Origin of the sequence: Sphingobacterium suaedae, from assembly GCF_042684625.1 — a bacterium.
Lineage (GTDB): Bacteria > Bacteroidota > Bacteroidia > Sphingobacteriales > Sphingobacteriaceae > Sphingobacterium > Sphingobacterium suaedae.
Window position 1 is genome coordinate 129,256 of record NZ_JBHULR010000020.1, and the last position, 22,742, is coordinate 151,997.

20 protein-coding genes are annotated in these 22,742 nt (G+C 44.1%); 9 read left to right on the top strand and 11 right to left on the bottom strand.

The features are described from left to right. Position 1 precedes the first annotated feature (1 nt). A complete protein-coding gene (locus ACFSR5_RS18775; protein WP_380906012.1) occupies positions 2 to 1,453 on the bottom strand; it encodes an MFS transporter in 1,452 nt (483 codons plus the stop codon). 116 nt (positions 1,454 to 1,569) lie between these two features. On the opposite strand from ACFSR5_RS18775, the gene ACFSR5_RS18780 reads away from it, so the two are divergent. After that, positions 1,570 to 1,914, top strand: a complete 345-nt coding sequence (locus tag ACFSR5_RS18780) for a winged helix-turn-helix transcriptional regulator (RefSeq protein ID WP_380906013.1) — start codon at positions 1,570 to 1,572, stop codon at positions 1,912 to 1,914. A 227-nt stretch (positions 1,915 to 2,141) separates the two neighbouring features. Continuing rightward, positions 2,142 to 2,993: an SMP-30/gluconolactonase/LRE family protein gene (locus ACFSR5_RS18785; protein ID WP_380906014.1), complete on the top strand. Its 852-nt coding sequence runs from the start codon at positions 2,142 to 2,144 to the stop codon at positions 2,991 to 2,993. A 40-nt stretch (positions 2,994 to 3,033) separates the two neighbouring features. Here the strand turns inward: ACFSR5_RS18785 and ACFSR5_RS18790 are convergent, their stop codons facing one another. Then, the gene (locus ACFSR5_RS18790) at positions 3,034 to 3,405 is read right to left on the bottom strand and encodes a hypothetical protein (protein WP_380906015.1); all 372 of its coding nucleotides are present in this window, start codon (positions 3,403 to 3,405) and stop codon (positions 3,034 to 3,036) included. A 169-nt stretch (positions 3,406 to 3,574) separates the two neighbouring features. On the opposite strand from ACFSR5_RS18790, the gene ACFSR5_RS18795 reads away from it, so the two are divergent. Then, complete coding sequence (locus ACFSR5_RS18795) at positions 3,575 to 4,255, top strand: DUF421 domain-containing protein (RefSeq protein WP_380906016.1); 681 nt, start codon at positions 3,575 to 3,577, stop codon at positions 4,253 to 4,255. A gap of 145 nt (positions 4,256 to 4,400) precedes the next feature. On the opposite strand, the gene ACFSR5_RS18800 is transcribed toward ACFSR5_RS18795, so the two are convergent. Together ACFSR5_RS18800 and xth are read right to left on the bottom strand one after the other, a co-directional pair. Beyond that, entirely contained in the window at positions 4,401 to 5,675 is a 1,275-nt protein-coding gene (locus ACFSR5_RS18800) for an ATP-binding protein (RefSeq protein ID WP_380906017.1), read from the bottom strand. 238 nt (positions 5,676 to 5,913) lie between these two features. Beyond that, on the bottom strand, positions 5,914 to 6,681 hold the full coding sequence (gene xth / locus ACFSR5_RS18805) for an exodeoxyribonuclease III (RefSeq protein WP_380906018.1): 768 nt from the start codon (positions 6,679 to 6,681) through the stop codon (positions 5,914 to 5,916). Positions 6,682 to 6,898: 217 nt separating this feature from the next. Between xth and ACFSR5_RS18810 the strand changes: the two genes are divergently transcribed. From ACFSR5_RS18810 to ACFSR5_RS18825, 4 genes are read left to right on the top strand one after another with little or no spacing between them, the layout of a single operon-like run. Next, positions 6,899 to 10,801 carry a response regulator gene (locus ACFSR5_RS18810; RefSeq protein ID WP_380906019.1) on the top strand — a complete coding sequence of 1,301 codons (3,903 nt, stop codon included), beginning with the start codon at positions 6,899 to 6,901 and terminating at the stop codon, positions 10,799 to 10,801. Between the two features lies 1 nt (position 10,802). Continuing rightward, complete coding sequence (locus ACFSR5_RS18815; protein ID WP_380906020.1) at positions 10,803 to 11,159, top strand: response regulator transcription factor; 357 nt, start codon at positions 10,803 to 10,805, stop codon at positions 11,157 to 11,159. A gap of 9 nt (positions 11,160 to 11,168) precedes the next feature. Next, positions 11,169 to 12,236, top strand: a complete 1,068-nt coding sequence (locus ACFSR5_RS18820) for a HEAT repeat domain-containing protein (RefSeq protein WP_380906021.1) — start codon at positions 11,169 to 11,171, stop codon at positions 12,234 to 12,236. After that, positions 12,230 to 15,649 carry a sulfatase-like hydrolase/transferase gene (locus tag ACFSR5_RS18825; RefSeq protein ID WP_380906022.1) on the top strand — a complete coding sequence of 1,140 codons (3,420 nt, stop codon included), beginning with the start codon at positions 12,230 to 12,232 and terminating at the stop codon, positions 15,647 to 15,649. The genes ACFSR5_RS18820 and ACFSR5_RS18825 overlap by 7 nt, the downstream gene beginning before the upstream one ends. Here ACFSR5_RS18825 and ACFSR5_RS18830 read toward each other — a convergent pair. The 5 genes from ACFSR5_RS18830 to ACFSR5_RS18850 form a co-directional block, all read right to left on the bottom strand. After that, positions 15,646 to 16,887, bottom strand: a complete 1,242-nt coding sequence (locus ACFSR5_RS18830) for a YaiO family outer membrane beta-barrel protein (protein WP_380906023.1) — start codon at positions 16,885 to 16,887, stop codon at positions 15,646 to 15,648. The genes ACFSR5_RS18825 and ACFSR5_RS18830 overlap by 4 nt on opposite strands. Before the next feature lie 172 nt (positions 16,888 to 17,059). Next, positions 17,060 to 17,998: a DUF5777 family beta-barrel protein gene (locus ACFSR5_RS18835; RefSeq protein ID WP_380906024.1), complete on the bottom strand. Its 939-nt coding sequence runs from the start codon at positions 17,996 to 17,998 to the stop codon at positions 17,060 to 17,062. Positions 17,999 to 18,013: 15 nt separating this feature from the next. Continuing rightward, positions 18,014 to 18,562: a YceI family protein gene (locus ACFSR5_RS18840; RefSeq protein WP_380906025.1), complete on the bottom strand. Its 549-nt coding sequence runs from the start codon at positions 18,560 to 18,562 to the stop codon at positions 18,014 to 18,016. An 11-nt stretch (positions 18,563 to 18,573) separates the two neighbouring features. Continuing rightward, positions 18,574 to 18,975, bottom strand: a complete 402-nt coding sequence (locus ACFSR5_RS18845) for a c-type cytochrome (RefSeq protein WP_380906026.1) — start codon at positions 18,973 to 18,975, stop codon at positions 18,574 to 18,576. Between the two features lie 33 nt (positions 18,976 to 19,008). Continuing rightward, on the bottom strand, positions 19,009 to 19,857 hold the full coding sequence (locus ACFSR5_RS18850) for a hypothetical protein (protein ID WP_380906027.1): 849 nt from the start codon (positions 19,855 to 19,857) through the stop codon (positions 19,009 to 19,011). A gap of 161 nt (positions 19,858 to 20,018) precedes the next feature. Here ACFSR5_RS18850 and ACFSR5_RS18855 point away from each other — a divergent pair, with 161 nt between their 5' ends. Continuing rightward, a complete protein-coding gene (locus ACFSR5_RS18855; RefSeq protein WP_380906028.1) occupies positions 20,019 to 20,603 on the top strand; it encodes an RNA polymerase sigma factor in 585 nt (194 codons plus the stop codon). After that, positions 20,603 to 21,784, top strand: a complete 1,182-nt coding sequence (locus tag ACFSR5_RS18860; RefSeq protein WP_380906029.1) for a hypothetical protein — start codon at positions 20,603 to 20,605, stop codon at positions 21,782 to 21,784. Before ACFSR5_RS18855 ends, ACFSR5_RS18860 begins: the two co-directional genes overlap by 1 nt. Here ACFSR5_RS18860 and ACFSR5_RS18865 read toward each other — a convergent pair whose 3' ends face one another. Together ACFSR5_RS18865 and ACFSR5_RS18870 are read right to left on the bottom strand one after the other, a co-directional pair. Beyond that, positions 21,785 to 22,237: a hypothetical protein gene (locus tag ACFSR5_RS18865; RefSeq protein ID WP_380906030.1), complete on the bottom strand. Its 453-nt coding sequence runs from the start codon at positions 22,235 to 22,237 to the stop codon at positions 21,785 to 21,787. It lies immediately after the preceding gene. A gap of 104 nt (positions 22,238 to 22,341) precedes the next feature. Continuing rightward, positions 22,342 to 22,671, bottom strand: a complete 330-nt coding sequence (locus tag ACFSR5_RS18870; RefSeq protein WP_380906031.1) for a hypothetical protein — start codon at positions 22,669 to 22,671, stop codon at positions 22,342 to 22,344. Positions 22,672 to 22,742 lie beyond the last annotated feature (71 nt).

The following is a 22,742-nucleotide window of genomic DNA, read 5'->3' on the forward strand; positions in this document are numbered from 1 at the left end:
GCTATGTTCTGTCGCGTACTGCGCGCGTATGGAACATGGCTGTTTTTCGTTGTTTTTGGTTTACGAAAGGTATGATGCTCATGAACAACATGACCAAAAGCAATAGCCCGACCGAGCAAATAGTCGAATAAACATATGCTTTGCTCACGTAATGATCGTGTGTTATAGGCTCTTGGCTGGCATATAGGTAGATTCCGACGACAAATGCGATGCCTAAGCAAATAGCTACTTGCTGAACGGTTAAATAGAGACCCGAAGCGATACCAATTTCCGCTGCATTCATATCCTGCAATGCCAATGTCATTAGCGCGGGTAGGACTGTTCCGCACCCCAGGCCGTAAAAAAAGAATAGGAAACAAATATGGACATAGCATGGATGGGGAGCATCAAATAAATACAAATGACCGATCAGTCCACAGACCATAACGAACAAGCCTATCAAAACCATATATTTTCCGAGTCGGGCCACTAGACGATTTACCGTGAGACTAGCGAGTACATAGCCTACTCCCTGAAAAACGAAAGCGACACCCGTATGGGTCGGCGTAAATCCGTGCATATCCTGCAAATGCAGAGAATTAATAATAAAATAAGCATCTTGCACCATGTAATAGCATACTGCAGTCAGCAAACCGATAAGGAATACTCTTTTTTGAAACGGTCTTAAGTCGAGAATTACATCTAACCCTTGTTTTGATCTTTTTTGTTGAAAAGCGAGGAAAATAAGCAACGACAGGATAGTGATGAAGAGCATGTATAATGTCCAGGATGGCCACTGATGCTCTGGCCCCAAGATGAGGGGAGTTAGCCCACCAATCAAGAGGAGGAACAGCGTCATCATACCGGTAACGTCCATGCACTGTGAGCGAACGCGATCTACTTCTGGTAGACGCTGATAAATAGCGATCCACGCGCCGATACCAATGGGTACATTAATCAGAAAAATAAGTCTCCAACTGTCTGGTATCCAAGTTACGTCAGGAAGAATACCACCCAAAAGCTGGCCAACAACAGAGGCGAGGCCGGCTATGCTTCCATAGAGGCCCATGGCCCAAGATCTACGTGCTCGATTGGTGAATAACACGGGGATAAACGAGATTCCTTGAGGAACCATGAAACCTGCGCTAAGCCCCTGTAACAATCGGCCGGTTAACAAGAGGACAATGGAGTTTGCGCACCCACATAGTAACGAAGAACATGTAAAACCAGCCATGCCAATTAGGTATATCTTTTTTCGTCCAACGTTGATTCCTAGTTTGCCGGCACTGATCAATACACTCGCATATCCGATTACATAAAGTATAATGACCCCTTGTGCCTCGCTATTAGACATACCCAACGCCTGCGTGATGGAGCGGAGGGAGACATTGACGATGAATAAATCAATAACGAATAGAAAAATGCCAGTCGAAAGTAAAAGTATATTAATCGTGTCTTTAAATTTGAGAAACATAAGAAAAAAATATAATTTTATGGTTCAAAGCTATTGTTTAATATGTTTATTATCAAGTAGTTGTGTTTTATGTACTTAGTTAGTTTTTATGAACTATTGATCATTATGAGGGTGTTATGAATGAATTAGAAACCAATATTTTTTACGGTAGCTGTGATTTGACCGGTATTTTTAAGGTAATCGGTGGAAAGTGGAAGGTTTTGCTAATTAGGGCTATCGCACAACAGTGTCCTAAGCGTTTCGGCGAGTTAAGGCGGCAAATGGAAGATTTGGCACAGACCACGTTGACGGTACAGCTTCGGGAATTGGAAAGAGACGGAATTATTTGTCGTACGATTTACGCTGAATCTCCTCCCAGGGTGGAGTATCATCTGAGCGAATTGGGAAAAACATTAATTCCAATCGTCGCCATGTTGGATAGCTGGTGGATCATGTATAAGAACGAAAAAGAGAAAGGTTAGATACCCGTTCGCACAAGTTTGCCATGTCAACGATTTGATAGAAGCTTTTTCTATTGGGCTAACCTTTGGCGTGGACATTATGGTATGCAATAGAAACATGGTGATCAATCTTTGGCTATTGTACAAGTAGAGTAGATTTTTTTTCTCTAGCCCTTAGCGACTGAAAACTGAGGTTTCGTCTATCTATTTTTTGATAGGCTGTTCCATACTATTGTTTATATTTAATCATGAAATATGTCTTATTGATGGTTGGTATATGGGCCAGCCTTGCCGTTGAGGCGCAAAAAAAGGGGGAGTTGCTGTTGGTCGGGGAACATTTTTCATTCACCGAAGGACCAGCAGCGGACGCTGATGGAAATATTTTTTTTACCGATCAACCCAATAACCGGATCTGGACATACACGACGAAAGGAGAACTCGCGCTATTTCTGGAGCCAGCTGGCCGATCCAATGGACTATATTTCGACAATGAAGGGGCGCTTATTGCCTGCGCCGATGAAGACAATCAACTATGGCGAATTTCTACCGAAACGAAAAAAAATACTGTGTTGTTTCGGCATTTTGAAGGTAAGTTACTAAATGGACCAAATGATATTTGGGTTTCCGGATCGGGGATTATGTACCTAACCGATCCCTATTATCAACGATCGTATTGGCAGCGCGGCGGATCCGAATTACCGAATGCCTTGTACAGATATGTGCGTGGCCGATTAGAACAAGTAGATCAGGACTTCGTGCGGCCAAATGGTATTGTCGGATCGCCGGATGGGAAACTGCTCTATGTGGCAGATATCGGAGCCGATAAGACCTTCGTCTATGATCTATCGGAAACTGGAATTCTGTCTAACCGTAGGCTTTTTTGCGCGCGAGGATCTGATGGTATGACCGTAGACAAATATGGGAATGTGTATTTGACGGGACAAGGTGTCTTTGTTTATAACGCGTCGGGAGAGTTGATACACCACCTTGAGATTCCGGCAACGTGGACCGCGAATGTCTGTTTCGGAGGGAAAGAACGGGAGTATCTCTTTATAACAGCGTCCGATAAAGTCTTCAAGATATATCCAACGTGGTGGTAGCCCGCCACATGTTTTGTTCGTTCATTCATGGAGTGGAGTGTTAATCGGCTAGATACATTTTTCGCAGCGCAACCAGGTGTTTGCTAGTTGTTAGGTGTTCCATTTGTTTTCCTTTAAAAGCCATGTATGCAGCTTTTCGTTCGTTTTCGCGCACGAAATATAAGAATAGACGAAAATTGTGTTCCCGTTCCGCTTTATCCGCGCTAGCCTTTTTACGGATATAGGTGGCTAAATCGTCGTCTAAACACAGTTGGATACGATTGTTTGGTAACTGAATAAACCAAAGAAGCGGTCTCTTTAGGCGATCGACGAATATGCCAAAACCTATATTTCCATCCACCATTTCGGTCAGGTATCCGTGAAACCCAAAATCGCCGATAGTAATGTGGTCGACCAATATGAGCTGTTTCATCACTTATGAATTACTTCATGATTTTTGTAGTAATTGTTCCGATCTCCATATGTTATCTAATCGAACAATAGTAAGAGCTTTTCGTTTTTCTTTAAATCTGGAATCAGCCGTTTTGGCCAACGAAAACTTTGTTTACCCATTTTTGTTCTGTACGAAATAGATTACAGGGATGGATTTCGAAAAAATATTTTTAGATGGAGTGGAATGGAATTTCGTCACAGAGATTGTCGGACGAACATTCGTTATGTTTTTGATTATTCTGCTCATCCTGCGGTTGTCCGGCAGAAGGGGGGTACGACAGTTGACCCTTTTTGAGGTAGCCATTATCATTGCATCAGGATCGGCAGCGGGGGATCCGATGTTCCAAGATGATATTCCCGTTGTTTATGCAATCGTGGTATTGGGATGTGTCATTATTGTTTATAAACTCGTGACGTGGTTAGCCTCACGCTTCACGTTTGTTTCGCATTTGTTGGAGGGGAAAGAGATGATTGTCGTGAAAGATGGCGTGTTCGACGTTAAACACGAAAATGACAATAGTTATTCTAAAATGGAATTCTTCGCAGAACTTAGAAATCAGTCGGTTGAGCATCTTGGACAAGTACGCATAGGGGTGTTGGAAGTGGATGGTACCTTGAGTTTGTTGTACTATGATGATGAAGAAGTTCGATACGGACTACCTTTATTTCCTGCGACCTTCAGAGAAGTGGAATCACTGGAGGGGGTAGGACCGTTCGCGTGTATGTATTGCGGATGTGTGGTGCCCCATTTGTCTGAAAAGAAGATGAAGTGTCGACGGTGTACACGTGATCGGTGGACGAAAGCAATCAATACAAAACGCATCCATTGAACCCAAGAGGTATTTCGTTTGATTTGATGCGGAGAACACGCTTGGCAAATAACTTTGGAAGGATTTACAGCGTAAGTGGGCAGACTTCCTTCGGATGATCCCTTTCATGCAGCCAGCACCGATTCGACGCCAACCCTCGTGTCGGTTATGTATTTGTGAGTAGGCGCAGGATATTTGACTTTTCGGTTTCGTCAAGATGTAAGGTATGATCAATGATGGATAATACCTCGACGCGTTTATCCGTTTGTAGGAGCAGGTCAATTAATCCAAGGTAGGCCTTTAAGTAGTCGGGTTTCATGTTTGTAAACAGTTTTGGCTCAGAAATACAAAGTTCTTTCAACAGGTTTATCAACTGTTGTTTACGAAGGTAATCCGATTCTTTTTCCTCGTATTTTGGTAATAACTGCTTTCGTTGAATCTGCGCGATCATTTCTTCGACAACATGTTCCCTTACGTACTTCTTTTGCTTGCGCTCCAATAAAGCGCGTAATTCAGCTGAAAGCTTTTTGAAAACGATATGTTGCCGTAAACCACTGAAGAGGTTCTCTTGTTCATCGAATACGAGTGGCTCGGTTTCGAAGGTGTTAAAAAAAGCAGATTCTACAAATACACTGTGGTGAAAATCTATACCATTATTGTTAAAGCTCGTCAGCTCTTTCGCTACTTCCTCTTGGTGTGTGTTGAGAAAATAGTAATAATAACGGTCTCCAATCGTTTCTTTCCAACGGATAAACGTTACTTTGAAGCGTTCTGAAGTATCCGGGGCGGTTGTCACGTTCCAACGTACGGTTTCATTCTCTAAAATGAGGTGATCGTATGGCAAAGCTTGCCCATTGATATTCAGTTGATACCCTTGATCTTTATTGAGTAATAAAAACCAACCAAATTCCAACGCAAGGAAGTCTAAGAAATCTTTTGACTCCAGTGCATATGCTTGTAGTCCAAATATACCTTCCAATAGTACAGACGTCCCCGTTTGCTGTTGTGGCGCCGTAATTCGGTAGGATTCTTCATAACTCTCTTTTTGGTGACGATCGATAATAATGTCGTATTCGAATACGGTGTCGCCTTCGCGATAACGGGTATTCCACGTAGCCCTGGTCGAAAACAGGGAAAACGAAAAGCGGCCTTTTCCTTTTCTGCCCCGCGTATAGGAACTGCGTTTTAAGGTCGTGCGTTTCATGGAATCGAGAAAGTTCCCAAATGACCGATCCAGGGTGCGAAAGTCGATACCTTCGCCGTCGTCTTCGATACGCAAGGCCGTGAGGTATCCCAGCTCGTTCTTCTCATAACGGATATCAATCTGTCTGGCACGTGCATCAAACCCATTCCATATATACTCGGCTATGGCGTGCTTGTAATCTTTCGGAAGCCCAGCGGATTCTATACTTGCATTGGTAAGATTCGCGTACTTTTTCATGAGATGTTTTTTGGAGTTGAAGTTACGGAATATCTGCGTTGTAAAAAATAGACGTATAAATAGTCCAATCCATCTTTTTAGTGATTCAAATCATTTTCTCTGGGGAGGAAGTTTTCTATGTTTGTGCGGTTAAATTTGGAGGCGGACTGTCGTTTCAGCTGTTTTCTGGGAGGGGGGATTTCCCCCTCTTTTTGTTTGGTTCCTCGTTTATGTCGTCGCAGGTTGCAGATAGAAAAGGCTAGATTTGAATCCACACCGGAGCGTGATCACTTGTTTTTTCCCACCCACGGACGTGACGGTCGATCCCTCCAGCGATTAACTTTTTAGCTAAAACCGGATTCAAAAGTGCGTGGTCAATCCGAAGTCCCGCATCCCGACCGTATGCGTTGCGAAAATAGTCCCAGAACGTGTATATTTTTTCATTCGGAAATAACGTGCGCAGCGCGTCAGTCCAACCTTGCTGGAGAATTTCTGTATACGCTTCGCGTACTTCCACACGAAAGAGGGCATCATGTACCCACTTTTCCGGCTTGTAGACGTCTAATTCGGTGGGAATGATATTAAAATCTCCGAAAATGACAACCGGATCGCTTTGTTCCACCAGCTCTGCGGTCCGTTTCTTGAATCTATCTATCCAATTCAACTTGTAATCGAATTTTGGACCGGGGTAAGGGTTACCGTTCGGTAAGTATATACAACAAACGTGTATTCCTTCTACTATAACTTCTAGATATCGGCTTTGTATATCATCTAGATTTCCAGCTAAGGTGCGGGAGACCTCGTGCATGGTGTAACCTTTGCTTAAGACGGCAACGCCGTTCCAGCTTTTTTGGCCATGCCAAATGGCTTCGTACCCTACGGCACGGATGGCGTCTTCGGGAAATTTTTCTTGCGGAGCTTTCAGCTCTTGTAAGCATACGATATCGGGCTGTTCTTCCGTCAGCCATCGAAGAAGTACGGGCAATCGGCCATTTACTCCATTTACATTGTACGTCGCAATTTTCATGATGATCTATTCTAGTCCCGTGCATTAAGTGCTATACAAATTAACAAAAAATGTTGCATAGATCATCCATTTTTGATTTTTGCAACGATTTTCTTTTACGATTGTTTAGGTAATAAAACGGGTTTGTAAATTCTACGGTTGTCGTTGTAGGACGTGATGAATGTTTTTACTAACTTCACCGGCAATACAAAACCTCATCTATCTAGGACATGCATTTATGAAAAACTATCCGGTTCCGAACCATGAATTGGAACGTATTAATAAGCTGAAGTCTTATGAACTTTTAGGGCTTGGGAAAGACCCTGAGTTAGACGTATTTGCACAGGCCGCTTGTTTGATTACGGACAGCCCTGCCTCCCTCATCGCTATGATGGAGGAAGATACGCAACGTATCCAAAGCTGTGTTGGCATCGAACTCGATCGTGTGGAACGTAGAAATACTATATGCCAGTACACGATCATGAGCAAAGAGGTATTGGTCATTGAAGATACTTTTCTAGACGAGCGTTCATCGTCGAATCCATTGATACGCGAGGGGGATATCCGGTTTTATGCGGGTGTTCCGCTATTGGACGATGAGGGCTATGCGTTGGGCACTATATGTGTCATTGATTTTCAGCCCAAGTCTTTGTCGGACAAACAGATTGATTCGATGAAGCAACTTGGGCGTGCGGTAACGAAGATCTTGCTCGGAAAGAAACGAAAGATTCAGGCTGGCTATTTCTCGGAGATTTTCCATCTTACAAAAAATATGATCTGTGTGTTGGATGATGATTTGCGTATAAAAGAAGTGAATCCTGCATTCGTTGATGTTCTCCGTATAACGCGCGCGATAGCACTTCAAGCATCTTTTTCCACACTGCTAAAGGTACCCGATGGAAGGTTGGAACGCATGTTGAACGACCTCGCTCAATCCGAACAGGGGGCGCAGGAAACGACGACGACGGAAGTCGAGGGTAGTGCGGTTATTATCGACTGGCATTTCAAGTATGATGTTGTCAATAGGGAGATTTTTGCATTCGGTAGGAATATAACGAAAGAAATTGAGGAGCGGGAAAAACTGGCCAGTTCCGAACGACGTTTTCGAAACTTTTTTGAGAACGCGATCGGGTTGATGAGTATGCATGATATGGACGGCAATATTCTGTCTGTGAATGAAAAAGGAAGAGCGCTTTTAAAATATCCGCGAGAAGAAGTAAAGAACCTCAATCTGCGAACGTTGGTGCCTAAGCATCATATCGGCCTGATCGATGATTACCTCCAACGGATACAGCGGCACGGGGAGGATTCGGGAATGATGGTCTTGGAAACCAAAGACGGTGAATCCATTTATTGGTTGTACCACAATATGTTAGAGACGGATGTAGACGGAAGGAAATATGTTGTCAGTACGGCGCTCAATATGACCGAACGGATACAATTGGAAAATGATCTGTTACATACCAAGCAAATCTTAGAGCAAACCAACGCCGTGGCGCAAGTTGGCGGTTGGGAAATAAATTTGGAAGAAGACAAGGTCTACTGGTCCGATTCCACCAAGTTGATCCATGGGGTAGATAAGGACTTCCAGCCCGATTTTGAGACAGCCATCAATTTTTACGAAGCTGAAAGCAGGCCGAAACTGAAAAACCTGTTTGATTCGGCGGTTAACGATGGGCGACCGTACGACGCCGAGTTGCGCCTCAAAAAGGCAAATGGGGAGTCCATTTGGGTGCGGGTAAAAGGCATTCCCGAGTTCGATAACGGCGTGTGCACGCGGATCTTTGGCATTATACAAGATATCGACCGTAGCAAAACCTTGTATGTAGAACTCGCAAAGAAAGAGGCCATGTTGCAAGCGTTTGTCGATTATGTTCCTGCTTCCGTTGCTATGTTCGACCGCGATTTTAACTATGTCTCGGTAAGTAATCAATGGGTAGACGACTTTCACCAAGGGAAAGCAGACCTGCTTCATAAAAATTTGTTCGTCTTATTTCCCGATATTCCTGATGATCGGAAAAAAATTTATGAAGACGCCTTAAAAGGGACATCATATAAGAACGTCGATGAGATTATTCAGGCGGGGGGCGTCGGTGAAGCCCAGCATTATAATTGGGAGGTGAGGCCATGGCACTTAGCGGACGGCAGCATTGGCGGCATCATTATTTTCACGCAAAACATTACCGACTCGGTACAAGTGAATGTAGAGTTGAAAAAGGCAAAAGAACTTGCGGATATGGCCAGTAAGGCAAAATCTGAGTTTTTAGCCAACATGAGTCACGAAATCCGCACGCCTTTGAACGGTGTCATCGGGTTTTCGGATCTTTTATTAAAGACGCCCCTAAATGATGTTCAAAAACAGTATTTAAATTATATAAATGAGTCAGGAAACAGCCTCTTAAATATTATTAACGATATCTTGGATTTCTCGAAAATTGAGTCTGGTAAGTTAGAGTTGTTTATTGATAAATTTAATATCTATGACTTGGCGAATCAAGTTATTAATGTCGTATTGTACCAAGCGCAACGCAAGGATGTAGAGCTCCTCTTGAATATACAGCAAGGTTTGCCTTCCTTTATTTGGATCGACGAAGTTCGTATTAAACAAGTTTTGATCAATCTATTAGGTAATGCGGTTAAGTTCACGGAACAAGGTGAAATCGAGCTGAAGATAGAACAACTGAAAACGGACAAGCCCGGTCATATACGTTTACGTTTCTCTGTGCGTGACACGGGAATTGGTATTCCTCTGGAGAAGCAGCAACGTATTTTCGACGCCTTTACGCAGGAGGATAGTTCCGTGAGTAAGCGGTATGGAGGAACGGGCCTTGGCTTAACGATCTCCAATAACCTACTCAAATACATGGGAAGTAAGCTGCGTTTGGAGAGCGAGGTGGGCGCCGGATCGACCTTTTTGTTTGACCTCGAAGTACCTTTTGAGGAAGGCAGTAACGAACAAAAAAATGATCTTCCTGTAGGTCGGGTGTTGATTGTGGACGATAACGCCAACAATCGCATGATTTTACAACACATGCTGGCCTATAAGGGAGTGGAGTCGGTTCTTGCGGAGCATGGCATGGAGGCCCTACAACTGTTGATGCGCGGAGAACGTTTCGATGTCATATTGATGGATTACCATATGCCTATCCTTTCCGGACTGGAGACTATTGACAAAATAAAAGAATTATTTCACAAACAGGGGGAAGGTATACCGCTGATCGTTTTGCATACCTCTTCCGAAGAACACGAAGTTATTTCTGCCTTTCAGCAAGAAGATCGCTCGTTTTGCCTGCTTAAGCCTATAAAATCGGAGGAGCTTTATCAGGCATTGAGGAAAGCTATACAGCATAATAAGGCAGAAAACGTAGAGACGATGTCATCTGGCATTTCAAACGATTCCTCGGTGTACGAACAGCCGGCTTGTGTGTTACTGGCAGATGATAATCCGGTTAACATGGCGTTGAATTTACGGATGATGGCGTCGATCATGCCTAATGCGCAACTTGTAGAGGTGTCAAATGGAGAAGAAGCTATTGCTGCTTGTTCACAGCAAACTTTTGATATCATCCTGATGGATGTGCAAATGCCACAAGTGGATGGGATTGAAGCGACAAAACAAATTCGGGCCATGGAAGGGTACGGTGATGTTCCGATTATTGGTGTGACTGCTGGGAATGTGCGGGGCGAAAAGGAAAAATGCTTGGCTGCGGGCATGTCGGATTTTTTACCAAAACCAATCCGTCAGCGTGATCTACACGAGGTTCTGCAAAAGTTTATATCGACATCGAATTCGCTTGAAGAAGATTTGGAAACAAACCAGCGCTTGGATCGAACCGCCTTAAACGAGCAGATAGGAGACGATCCGGCTTTTTTAACCTTTTTTTTGGATCTGGTAGTGCAGGAGATTAAAAAAGGACAGCAAAGTTTTCAGGAAGCAAAAAAGTCTGGGGACGTACCCCAGATGAAGCGGATTCTTCACAAGATGCGGGGAACGGCATCAACAGCGGGGCTGACGAAGTTGGCTGAAGTTGCCAGTGAGTTGGAAAATACGATAGAAACCGCACATACAGATACGGCTTTGGTCGAAAGAGAGATCAATATCGGTTTAAGCCTGATTTCAAAACTTTTAAATGCGCAATAATATGTTGATTTTGATAGCAGAAGACGACGAATTAATACTTCGAACTATTGAACATAAGTTGGTTAAAGAGGGACATGAAGTCATTTTAACCAGAAATGGTAAAGATGCGATCGAGACCATCCGCGACTCAGATGTGGATTTGGTGATCACCGACATTATGATGCCGTTTGCCTCCGGCATTGAGATTTTATCCGCCATACAAGGTTTCGAAAAAAAAATTCCCGTACTTGTTCTTTCCAGTATGGGACAAGAGGAGGTTGTGGTTGATGCGTTTGATATGGGCGCTTCCGATTTTATGGTAAAACCCTTTAGTCCGAACGAGTTGATTTTACGTATTAAGCGGTTGATTACTAAATAGCAACTTGTTATGCTGCAGCGGATTACTATTCATGAGCTTATCATTGCGATCGTTATCGTGCTTATTTTGGTGCTGTTGTTGATCATTTTCGTTTTGTTTTATAGTTTTCATAAGTATAAAATTTTACACGATCGGCAAGTGTGGACCCAAATGATTGAGCAGAAGGTTACCGAAGCAATTGTGGAAGGAAACGCCGTGGTTCGATCGGACACGTTGTTCCGGAAGTTCTTGCAGGAACCATCGTTTCGAAGCGTTTTCTTAGCGGTACTCGTCGCTTCGGAGCGAAAATTTTCTGGGGGAGCACGAACCGAGGTGAACCAGTTGTTTCACACGTTTCAATTGGAGGAGGAGGCCTGGAGGAAGATTCGCCAACGAAAAGCATACCTTATCGCTGGGGGCATACAGGAGCTGACCGCTATGGGGGTGAAAGACGCTATTTCGGACATAGCTAAGTTCGTGCATCACGCTGACAGACAGATTTACCAAGAAGCTCAGTATGCGTTGGTACGCTTTAATGGGTTTGACGGGCTATTATTTCTAGACACCGTTACCCGCCCCTTGTCTGACTGGCAGCAACTGCGTCTATTGCGGTCTATTGAAGGTATTCCGGATGAACACCTGAATCGTTTATCGGGATGGATATCCAGTTCAAACGAATCGGTTGTCGTATTTTCGCTACGCCTTATGCGGAAGTTTCGTCTGTTGACCTTTTACGATCAAGTCCTGACGTTGTTAACGCACGCGAAGACAACTGTTCGTGTTCAGGCTGTCCGTACGCTGCAAGCCTTGGAAAATGCGGCCACTGTAGGCCAGCTCATTGATTTGTTTCCTGAACAATCAGAAGAGGTACAGCTTGAAATTTTACGTGCTTTAAAGTTTTCCAGGAGCCGACTATCCATTCCATTTTTGCAACGGCAACTTGTGGAACACGCCTTTGTATCCATAAAAATTTCCGCCGCAGAAATATTGGTTTCTTTGGGACAGCAAACGTATTTGCGGGACATGGCAGCAAATGACGCTACCCCCCCTCAACTCATACATATTATTAAACACGCCCTGCAGGAAAAAACATGGTAGAATTTGCGCATCTTGTTTATGAAATTGTTATCTGGCTGTTTCTTTTGTATTCAGCCGCTATCTTTCTTATTTATTCCTGGGTAGGCCTTTATGCATACGGGGCGGTGTCACGCTATAAAAATGATAATACATTTACCGATTATACGCTTATCGCGACTAACGCCAACGCTCCTTCTTTTAGCTTGATTGCACCGGCCTATAACGAAGGTATGACCATCGTGGACAACGTGCGGTCACTCTTGTCTATTTATTACCATAACCTGGAAATTATCATTGTTAATGATGGAAGTCGTGACGATTCTATGCAGCGGCTCATTGATGCATATGCTTTGGTGCAAGTGCCATTTTTTGTCCAGGGTAATTTGGAGACGAAAGCAGTACGCGGCATTTATAAAAGCAAAAATCCAGCTTTTAAAAAATTAGTTGTCGTCGATAAAGAAAACGGGGGTAAAGCCGATGCCCTTAATGTAGGCGTAAATATTTCTTCAGGAGATTATATCGTTTGTATCGATGTAGATTGCATCTTGGAACAGGACGCATTGCTAAAATTGGCGAAACCGTTTCTGGAACAAATGGACAAACGCGTGATTGCTTGTGGAGGTGTTATCCGGCTAGCCAACAATTGTAAGATTGAAAATGGAAAGGTAGTGGATGTCAATCTTCCGAAAACATGGCTCGGGCGTACACAGGCATTAGAGTATATTCGAGCTTTCGTGTTAGGCAGAATGGCTTGGTCCAGGGCGTCCGGACTTATTTTAATTTCTGGAGCTTTTGGCGCATTTGATAAACAAATTGTTTTGGCATGCGGGGGGTATGACAAGAATACTGTCGGAGAAGATATGGAGCTTGTGGTCCGGATGCGCCGTTATATGGAGGAGCAGCAGGAGAAATACGAGGTTGTGAATATTCCCGATCCGCTGTGTTGGACGGAGGTTCCCGAAGCCAAAGAGATATTAAAAAGACAGCGAAATAGGTGGATGCGCGGGACAATGGAGACACTGTGGAAGCATCGAAAACTGATGTTCAATCCGAATTATGGCAGATTGGGGCTATTTAGCCTTCCTTATTGGTTCTTTTTTGAGTTTTTAGGCCCCCTGGTAGAATTTGCAGGCTACATCGTTTTTTTGATTTTTCTGCTCTTGGGAATTATCAATTGGCCGTTCTTTTTTGCTCTATTTGCTTTGGTCATCTCTTCCGGTGTTTTGTATTCGATCTACGCCATCTTGGTCGATTTGGTGAGCCACCAAGTATATAGTAAAAAGCAAGATCTTTCCAAGCTAGTTGCTACGGCCATTTTGGAACCCTTTTACTTCCACCCAATTGTGGTTTGGTCTGGCGTTCGCGGTGTGGTGGATTATTTCCGTAAGCAGCATGGCTGGGGTGAGATGACGCGTCAGGGCTTTCAGCAAACAGCCGCTGGTGAACCATTTTGGCGCCGCGTAGGAATGCAGTTGGGTGTCGCACTTCGTGCTTTTGGTAGTATTTCATTCGTTTTTCTAATATTGTTTATGTTGGCGGTAAGCGCTGAATGGTGGTGGTACGACCGTCGATTTATTCAGCTGTCCGATACAAATATTGGCGTACCACTTTTCATGGATAACGTGTGGTTTGCTTTTCAATTAATAGGGGTGACCGGACTGGTATTTTTAGTCACACAGTTTATCAGTTTGTTTTGGTCTAAGATACTGTTGAGCGTATGGTTCGGTATCGTGATTGTCGTGCAGTTTCTTCTGTTTCTGTATTTCGCCGAAACACGCAATATATTGGGGGCAGATGTCTTTTATTACTCAATGGCGGAAATACAGCAAATATTGCGGGCAAGCGGCATGCTGAATTTGACCAATTTGGCCTTTCTTTTGGTCGTGTTAAGCATCGTTAGCATACCATTTTGGTTAGTTAGTAAACGTTCGTTTACCCACCTTTATGTAGGCCTGGGCGTTATCTTTGTTGGAATAATCGGTTGCTTTGTTTCGAGGGCCACATCGATTCAGGCTGGCGAAGATGAATTTTTACGAGATGCCGGACGGAGTAAATGGCACTATTTTTTCCAATCGAATATGGCGAACTATGTGGACGAGCATCCTTGGCTGTGGACATGGTTCGGAGGCGAAGATGTGGACATATCGGAGAATCGGGAAGAGTTTCCATTTATGCGGGCGGAGAACACCAAGGATCTTTTAGGGGGGTATTTGCGTTCTTCGCCGGTGGTTCCGAATTTGATTATCGTTATTGTCGAAGGACTAGGCCATGCATATAGCTCATCCGATGGATATATGGGCAATTTTACCCCTTTCCTTGATTCATTGTCGAAGAAATCACTCCATTGGGAAAATAATATAAGTTCCTCGGGGAGAACATTTTCGGTGCTGCCGACCCTATTGGGTTCGTTACCGTTCGGTAGTCATGGCTTTCTGGAACTGGCGCATTTTCCGCCACATTTCAACTTATTTAATGTGCTCAAGAACAACGGTTTTTCTACCGGTTTTTTTTACGGCGGCGACGCTCGCTTTGATTACATGAAGAACTATCTGGAGTTTAGCGGGGTCGAAACACTGGTCGATGAAATGTCCTTTGCACCACCCTATAAGAAGCTGCCTGCACAGCATGGAGAAAGTTGGGGATATGAAGATCAAGCTGTGCTTACAAAGATGCTGGAGGTACTTGGTACGGGCACAGACCCTTATGTTCATGTGGCACTTACGTTATCTACGCATAATCCATTTTTGATTAACAATGCCCGGTATTACGAAAAACAGTTTGACCAAAAATTGTCCATCATGACATTAACCGCAGAACAGAAAAAGTGGGCACTAGAGAACCGAAAACAATTGGTGTCTGTTTTAAATCTGGATGACGCTTTGCGACAGTTTTTTTCCAATTATAAGAAACGCGCCGACTATCAACACACGATATTCGTAATAACCGGTGATCATAGTATGCCGGAAATACCTTTACAAAATAAAATAGATCGTTACCACGTCCCGCTCATGGTATACTCGCCTTTACTAAAGGAAGGGCGTACATTTCGGCACCCCGTCAGCCATTTTGATATTACGCCAACGTTATTGGCTTATTATCGGGCGAATTACGATGTACGTACGCCGAAAACCGTTACGTGGATCGGCCGAGGTTTAGCGGAAGGAATTTCTACAAAAAGTAATGGTGTGCCGTTAATGCAAAGTAAAAACCAACTCGTTGATTTCGTTTATGGAAATTATCATCTTTCTGATGGGCAGCTTTATAAATTAGACGCTCGTATGGAAGAAGAACCTATTGCGGATGCGTCTACGCAGGAGATAATTTTACATCGATTTAATGCTTTTAAAAGGAAGAACAAGCTCTTCGAACGGCAGATGAAACTTCTTCCAGATAGCGTGTTGTCACACTATTTTCAGGCTATACGAAAACCTTAGAAGGTTTTCGTATAGCCTACGATGACGTCAAGCTGGTTTCCCTTCTCATTTGGACGAAACTCTTGGCTATAATAGGTCGATGAAACAGAAAATAAGTTTGTCCTATTGATTGAAAAATTATATTCAGCACCGACCTTAAATGTTTTTAGTTTGTAAGGCGCATTGTCCAAAAGGTTGTTTCTGTTCTCTTCGGGACTCAATCCGCTACCGACGATAAAGCCTATATAATCATTTGCCCCTTTGGTATAGTAGCGCACCGTTCCTGTGTATGACTGCGAAATATTCTCTTCACCTGGTGTAAGATACGTTCGGAAATTGAACCAAAAGTTCTGAACGTACTTCCCGACCGATGCGGTATACATCCAAATGTGGTCATTGAAATAAAGTTGCCGATATCCTACTTCTCCCTCGAAGCTATGTGGTAAATTTGCGTATAGGGAGACACCGGTTCGGTACCTGGGAAATATCCCAACATTGTCCGAATATCCGGCACCTACGTAGAGATAAAACATATTTGACAGTCGGGGATACGCTTCAACCTCAAACTGTACGCCGTTTTCAGCGAACTTGTTGGCGTAATTCGCGCGCAGGATGACTGATCCGATAGGTGTCGTACGTCGGTAATTCAGTCCTACGATATGCCAGTTATGGTCAAATTGTTTGTCAAAATAAACAAAGTTATAGGTCAATCCGACGGCATTCTTGGCCGCATACTCTTGAATGGTCTTCGACAGAGCGCGGCCCTCGGTGTGTTTCGGGTTTAGCTGAAGCAACCGACCGATGGTCTTCTCTGCGTCTTGGAAATTATTGTTGCTATAGTTTACTTTCGTTTTTAAAAGCAAGAGGTCTTGCGAACTCTGATGTAAGACAAGACCGCTATCGATTAATGCGAGTGCTTTTGACGGTTGGTCATGCCAATATTCGAGGGATGCATAAGCCAAAAAGAAATCTTCGTCTTTGACCTGCATTTGTCGTAAATTTTCAAATACAGTCCGAGCAGAGTCAATTTGATCCGTCCAGGTATACAGACGTCCCAAAAAGATGCGGATGTCTGTATAATCAGGGGCTTTGCTCAGGGCTGCCTTGCTTAGTGTAATTGCTTGCGTATAGTCTTTTTGCTCAAAAGCCATATTACGCGCGCGAAGAAAAAGTTCGTCGGCGGTCAGGTCGCTTTCTTGAGCATTACTTATAAAAGGCGATACGAAGAAGCACAGCAAAAACAGGAAAAATTTATACATAGTAGATCGATAGTTAAATAGCGGTTTACGCTTCTAAGTAAAGAACTAAAATTAATAAAATAAGTTTGCATACGGAATGAGTTTGCATCAGTTGCGGGAATATTTTAACGCATTTTGAAAGGAGTGGGTTGGAGAAAATGAGCAGGAAATGTATTCCTGCTTAATTTATGATTTACGTGGATTTTGCGAATGAGAAACGTCGGGATATGCTGAATCCCCAGCGGAACTGACCTTTTCGCCAAGACGATGTGGTCTCGCTGATGAATTGAGATTCTTGAATCGCTGTGGCATTGGTAAAGTTCAGGTGGAAAATATGTCCTCCAGTTTCTAACTCCAGTCCGACCCCCAGTGCATGGTAGTATGGCTGACCTAGCACAGCCTCCCTATATTCTTTCTTTCGACGGTCTCGAAACGGGAAGAAGTAATCCGCAACGACCGCTATCCGGTTACTGATCCGCATGCGTCCGCCTAGGCCTACGGCGAAGAGGCTATTTTGATCGCCAAATGCCGTATAATTGCGGTGTATAAACGTAGGCAACATCGTAAACGAGAACATATGGCTGAAGCGGCGCGCAACGATAAGCTGGCTCACATAGGTCAGCCTATCCCCAAATTTGGCGAAGCTACTTGCTGCCGTTGGATCGTCTGATGCTTTCATCGCGGATGCAGTCACGCTACCGAAGAAAGCTATACTCACGGGCACAGTGTGGTCAAGCGTTTGTTGTAGAAATCTGTATTTGACATTTGTTTCGTACAACTGTGTGATTGAGGTAGCACCTTTGGCGCGGGCAAGGCCGACGTTTAGATTGTCTAAGATGCCATAATCAAATCCGATCCGTATATCGGTTGAGTTATCCAATCCGAAAAAGTTTTTCGCGCCACCTGCGCGGCCGGCTATATCGCCAAATCGATGGTCGACACGGAAATCTAATTCATTGCAATGGATCGTTTCCGGAGTTTTGGCGTTGATTAGATAGCCTGATTTAAACGTAGCCGTGACAGCTTCCGGAGCCGCCGCCGGGAGATCGACCAATGAGTCCAAATCTTGAGCTTGAGGCCGGTAGGGGATGCAGACCAAATTGGCTAGGAGAAGAATGATAGTTGTTTTCATAATGCATGCGGTACGTTAAAGAGAATAAGAAGCGGCAATGTTGATTGTAACGGTCTCCGCTATATTTTGCCCCACCACGGCAGGAATTTTGATGTGATGGTCGGCGAGTTTTATAACGAAATTTGTGGCTGCTTGCAGCGTACCATTCCGAACGATAAACTTTACTTTGGTCGAGCAGGGACGTCCGACACCATGTACATGTAACGTGCCTGTCACCAGCAATTCGTAAGAACCATCTGTCAGTAATTTTTGGGCGTCTGTTATTTTTCCTTTGAATTCAGAAATTGGATAGCGGTGGCTCTCCATGTAATTCTCGTTGAAGTGCTCCTGCATAAGCTTTTTGTCGAAAACGAAGGAATTGTTCCGCACTTTGACAATAATATCTCCGGTTATGATATGGAGAGCAGACACACCAGCCTGACTATGCGCCTCGATATTTTCTAGAGGTGCCTTACTAAAAAACGAAAGGCGTACGTCCTTGCAAACTCGTGTTTGATGTTGGGCGTAGATGTATGTTACTGACCAAAGCAGGAAACAGTGAAGTAGTATGCTTGTCTTTTTCATGAGCCGTGTTATTAATTTTCAGGCATGTTGCGTTCGAACCATGCGGCTAACAACTCTTTTTCTTTGTCCGAAATTGTTCCGCCGAGGGGCATGGTTTGGGCGACGAGTACCGCGTTTTGAATGCGTGCTTTATGATCGCGAATAGACTGCAGATCGGTGTAGGTCCACTTCGCGCTAGCGGACGAGCCAACGGAGTGACAAGAACTGCACTTGCTTTGAAATAGTTGCCTGGCGAAATTTGAAAAGCTGACATTAGCTGTGGTTATTGATTCGTTAGGCGTTTCGGGTGTAGGCGTCGTCGCCTGATCTTTGGTACAGCTAACAAGAGCAATGATAAAGATCATGATGGGCAGGCTCGTTGCGTATATCAGTTGCCAAGGCGAACCCTTCTGTTTTGATATTTTTGTTTTCACGGTATGTATGTCTGTAGTTGTACTAAATAGCTTTTAAGGTTGGAGCGCTGTAATCGTCTCTTGGTTGACAATTGGCCATACTCCGGGGCGAGGAACGCTTACGCCTTTGGTATCCCCACGTTGTTGATCTTGTCCAAAATAGTATAATGGCCATCCACGGTACACAAGTTGAGTTTTCCCATAAACTTGTATACTTCCCATGTCGTCAGCCGGAAATATAGTGGGTACAGGGCCTCCTAGCTGTTGATAAATGGGCCACACTGCGTCGTTACTGAAATCTGGCTTGGTATACGTATTGGTATTCGATCTGTCTGGTGCGAACGCATAGAGCGTTCTGCCGAGGTCATCCGTCATGTAAAACGTGTTTTCAACACCTTCCGTAAGGTCGGCTTTGTACGATTTGCCATCTGCTCCAATGAGCTGTCCGTGTGCAAGCATTACGATGTAGTCGGGCTTGGCTACATACCAGATTTTGTTTACTCCGTCTCCATTTATCGTGCCTGCGGTTTGATCGCCCGAAAAATAATACAGAGGCCAACCTTTATAAGTCGTTTGTTTTTTACCGTCGGCACGAACCGTTTCTCCGACGAAGGCGTTATCGACAGATGCATCTGTACTAATGTCTCCGTCGTAAAATATGGGCCAATTGATTTCACAAGCACCCGAACAAGTGGATTCGCCTTTGGTGTCGTTGGAGAAAAAGTATAGGGTGTTACCTTTCGAATCTGTCAGTATCCGGCCAAACTTACTATCCGTTTTTATTTGTATACCGGTTTTTTGATCAGGCTGTGTGGATTCATCCGTGTCTGAACACGATGATATCAGGGTTGCTAACGCGAGGAGCGAGACGCAAAGAAGTCGTTTTGTTGTGTTTCTTTTCATGACGTTTTTTTGTTTCCTTTGTTATGGTTACGAATGAGGTGGCAGCAAGGTTGCTTGGCCTTTTAAAAAAAAGCCGAAAAAAAAACTACTAACCGAGGCAACCTTTTCCGCACAAACAACGTATAGACAATCGACAAAAGAACGTTGAAGCAATAACACGCGTGGCAGAACAAGAGCTGGACGAAATAACCATACAACTTGTACGGGGATGTATTAATGGGGATAGACGATCTCAAAAAGATCTCTATCGGATGTATCATGCTTTTTCGTTGGCGATTTGTCTGCGCTACGCGAACAATCGACAAGATGCTTTAGGGATTTTAAATGAAGGATTCTTTAAAGCTTTTCACCACCTTTCAACATTTGACTTTCAGCGTTCCTTTGTATCGTGGATAGGTAAGATCATGACAAATGCCGCCATTGATTTCTATCGGTCAAGTCTTCGTTTCAACAATACGCAAGACATTGCGGATTATGCGCATGTTATTGCTGACCATGATCCAATTGATGCGCATCTGCATTATCAGGATTTGTTGGAAATGATCCAACAACTACCACCTGCTTACCGCACGGTTTTCAACTTGTACGCAATAGATGGTTATACGCATGAGGAAATCGGTAAAATGCTGGGCATTGCGGTTGGTACATCCAAATCTAATTTGTTCAAGGCACGGGCTCGTCTAATGGAAATGATCACAACATCAACAAACGGCGTAGTGCAAAGAGTTATAAAAAACGATACGTGATGGAGAAGGAGAAGAATTACCTTGATGATCTGTTTAAAAAAGGACTGAGTGCACCCGATATCTCCTTTGAGGAAGCACACTGGGAGGACATGGAGCGTCGCCTGGTTCGCAAAAATAGATATCGTAAAATCCGACTAATAGCGCTAATTGCAACCGGATGTGCTGCTATTTTGGCATTGGTTTTTGTTGTGAAAAAAGGAGTCGTGACGCCTCCTGATGCAGGGAAAAATGAACAAATGAGCCTACATGAACCCGTATTGTCACCCGATGAAGCGCCTAATTATGGCGCTGAAGATGAAGATCGTGATTTACGTACGGTACGGAAAAAGCCTACTGCGCAGGATGATCGACATGCGGGACTTGATCTCCCCGTTACATCGAAGACAAACCTATCCCATCAGCCTGTACCGGCTCCGTCGGTAGATTCGACGTGGCGCGTTTCCCTTGACGCGCGTCTGATGCCGGTGCATCGCATCGCCATTAACGGGAAGGCTGAAAAATCGTTGCCACACGGCCGTACGCATCAATTCTCTGAATTTTCGGAGACAGATTCGGATCCTTCCATCCGGAAAGAGAGGGTGTACAATGGTTCTGTCAACTCACTGACTCTCCTTGCAGCCCCGGATCTGACCCGTGTTCGTGGAGCTAGTGACGCTTCCTGGAGCCAGCATATCGGTGTACTATATACACGCCGACTGACACGGCGTGTGAGCGTTTCTGCCGGCGTCTTATACGCTCGAAAAAATTATACCTCGCCTTACGCCCTTTATAATCCGAAAAGCCCTCCGAAAATGGATGTGATGCCGGTCGACGTAAGGGCCGCTTGTGATGTCTTGGACGTACCCATCCTTGTCAATTTAAATGTGTTACATCGAGACGGCGTTAAGATATCGGTCAGCACCGGTTTGTCAAGTTATTTTATGCTTCGTGAACGGTATGACTTCTCATATGCACCTGTTGGAAATTATGGTGCATCGTCCACCAAGACGTATGAAATCCAAGGAGAGAATAAACATATTTTGGGCGTAGCTGATTTTTCCTTGTCCGTCGAAAAAAACGTCGGCAAAAAATGGAATGTCGGATTACGTCCGTTTATTCAAGTACCGCTTACAGGCGTAGGGTATGGGCAAACCAAACTGCAATCCACAGGAGTGGCCGTGACCGTCGGTTTAAAATTATAGTTACCCTGCTTGCGCATGCATTAACAGGCAATTATATAGCGTAGTTATGTGATTGTAAACCATGTATTGTTGTTCAGCCTGTTGCCGCAAGAGGTAAGCTAGTGAAGCATGTCGTTCATTTACTTGTCTGATCGCTTCCGCATATAACCGTTTTGCCGATTGCTCGATCGCTCGGCAGTGCTGGAATATGCTATGGGCATCTGGACCCGTTATACGCGATAAGTTTTCGATAGGTACAACTTTCGGTTCTGGGTTTAAGGCACTTGATAAGCCCGAGCCACTATAGGCACGCAATTGCGCTAAAAACAAGCTACTTTCCTCCATATATTGCTTGAAAACGGTTTGCAGCTGATCTTCGCCGCATCGTGCAAGAGCAGTCATTCCCCATCTGTATATTTGCGCACGGTGTTCGTTAAGCACGCACAGGTTTTCTATGATTTTATCGGTTTCCATATTCTCCTAACGCGCATGTTGCGCCAATCGTTTGAATCAGCTTCCAAAACACGTGTTTTTAGGAGGCTTTGACGTACAAGTGCGCCAGACGCGGTGTTTGTACGTTATCTGGGCTTGGAAGAGTCGGTTTGCTTTAGCTCTGCCACTAAATCATCAAATTCTGGAAGGGTTTGATGGTCTTTGATATGTTTGTAGGTTGTCGGAATATAATCCAAAACACTTTCGGGAATAGCGATTTCGCCATTTTTAATATGCGCAACATTTACAACGACTTTCACAGGATCGTCGTCTTCGCATACATCAAACTCTTCGATATAACCCTGCGGAACCCAATAAACAAAATAGCGATCCTCATTCAAGCGTACCGTTCCAAAGTAATCACGATGAATAACTTCTCCGTTTTCTTCTAGTTTCTTACGTATTTCCTTTTCCATGCGTACAAGCGTTATCCATATAAGGAACGTCGTATACCACCGCTTGTTTTAGATTTTTCTTTTTTGTGTTT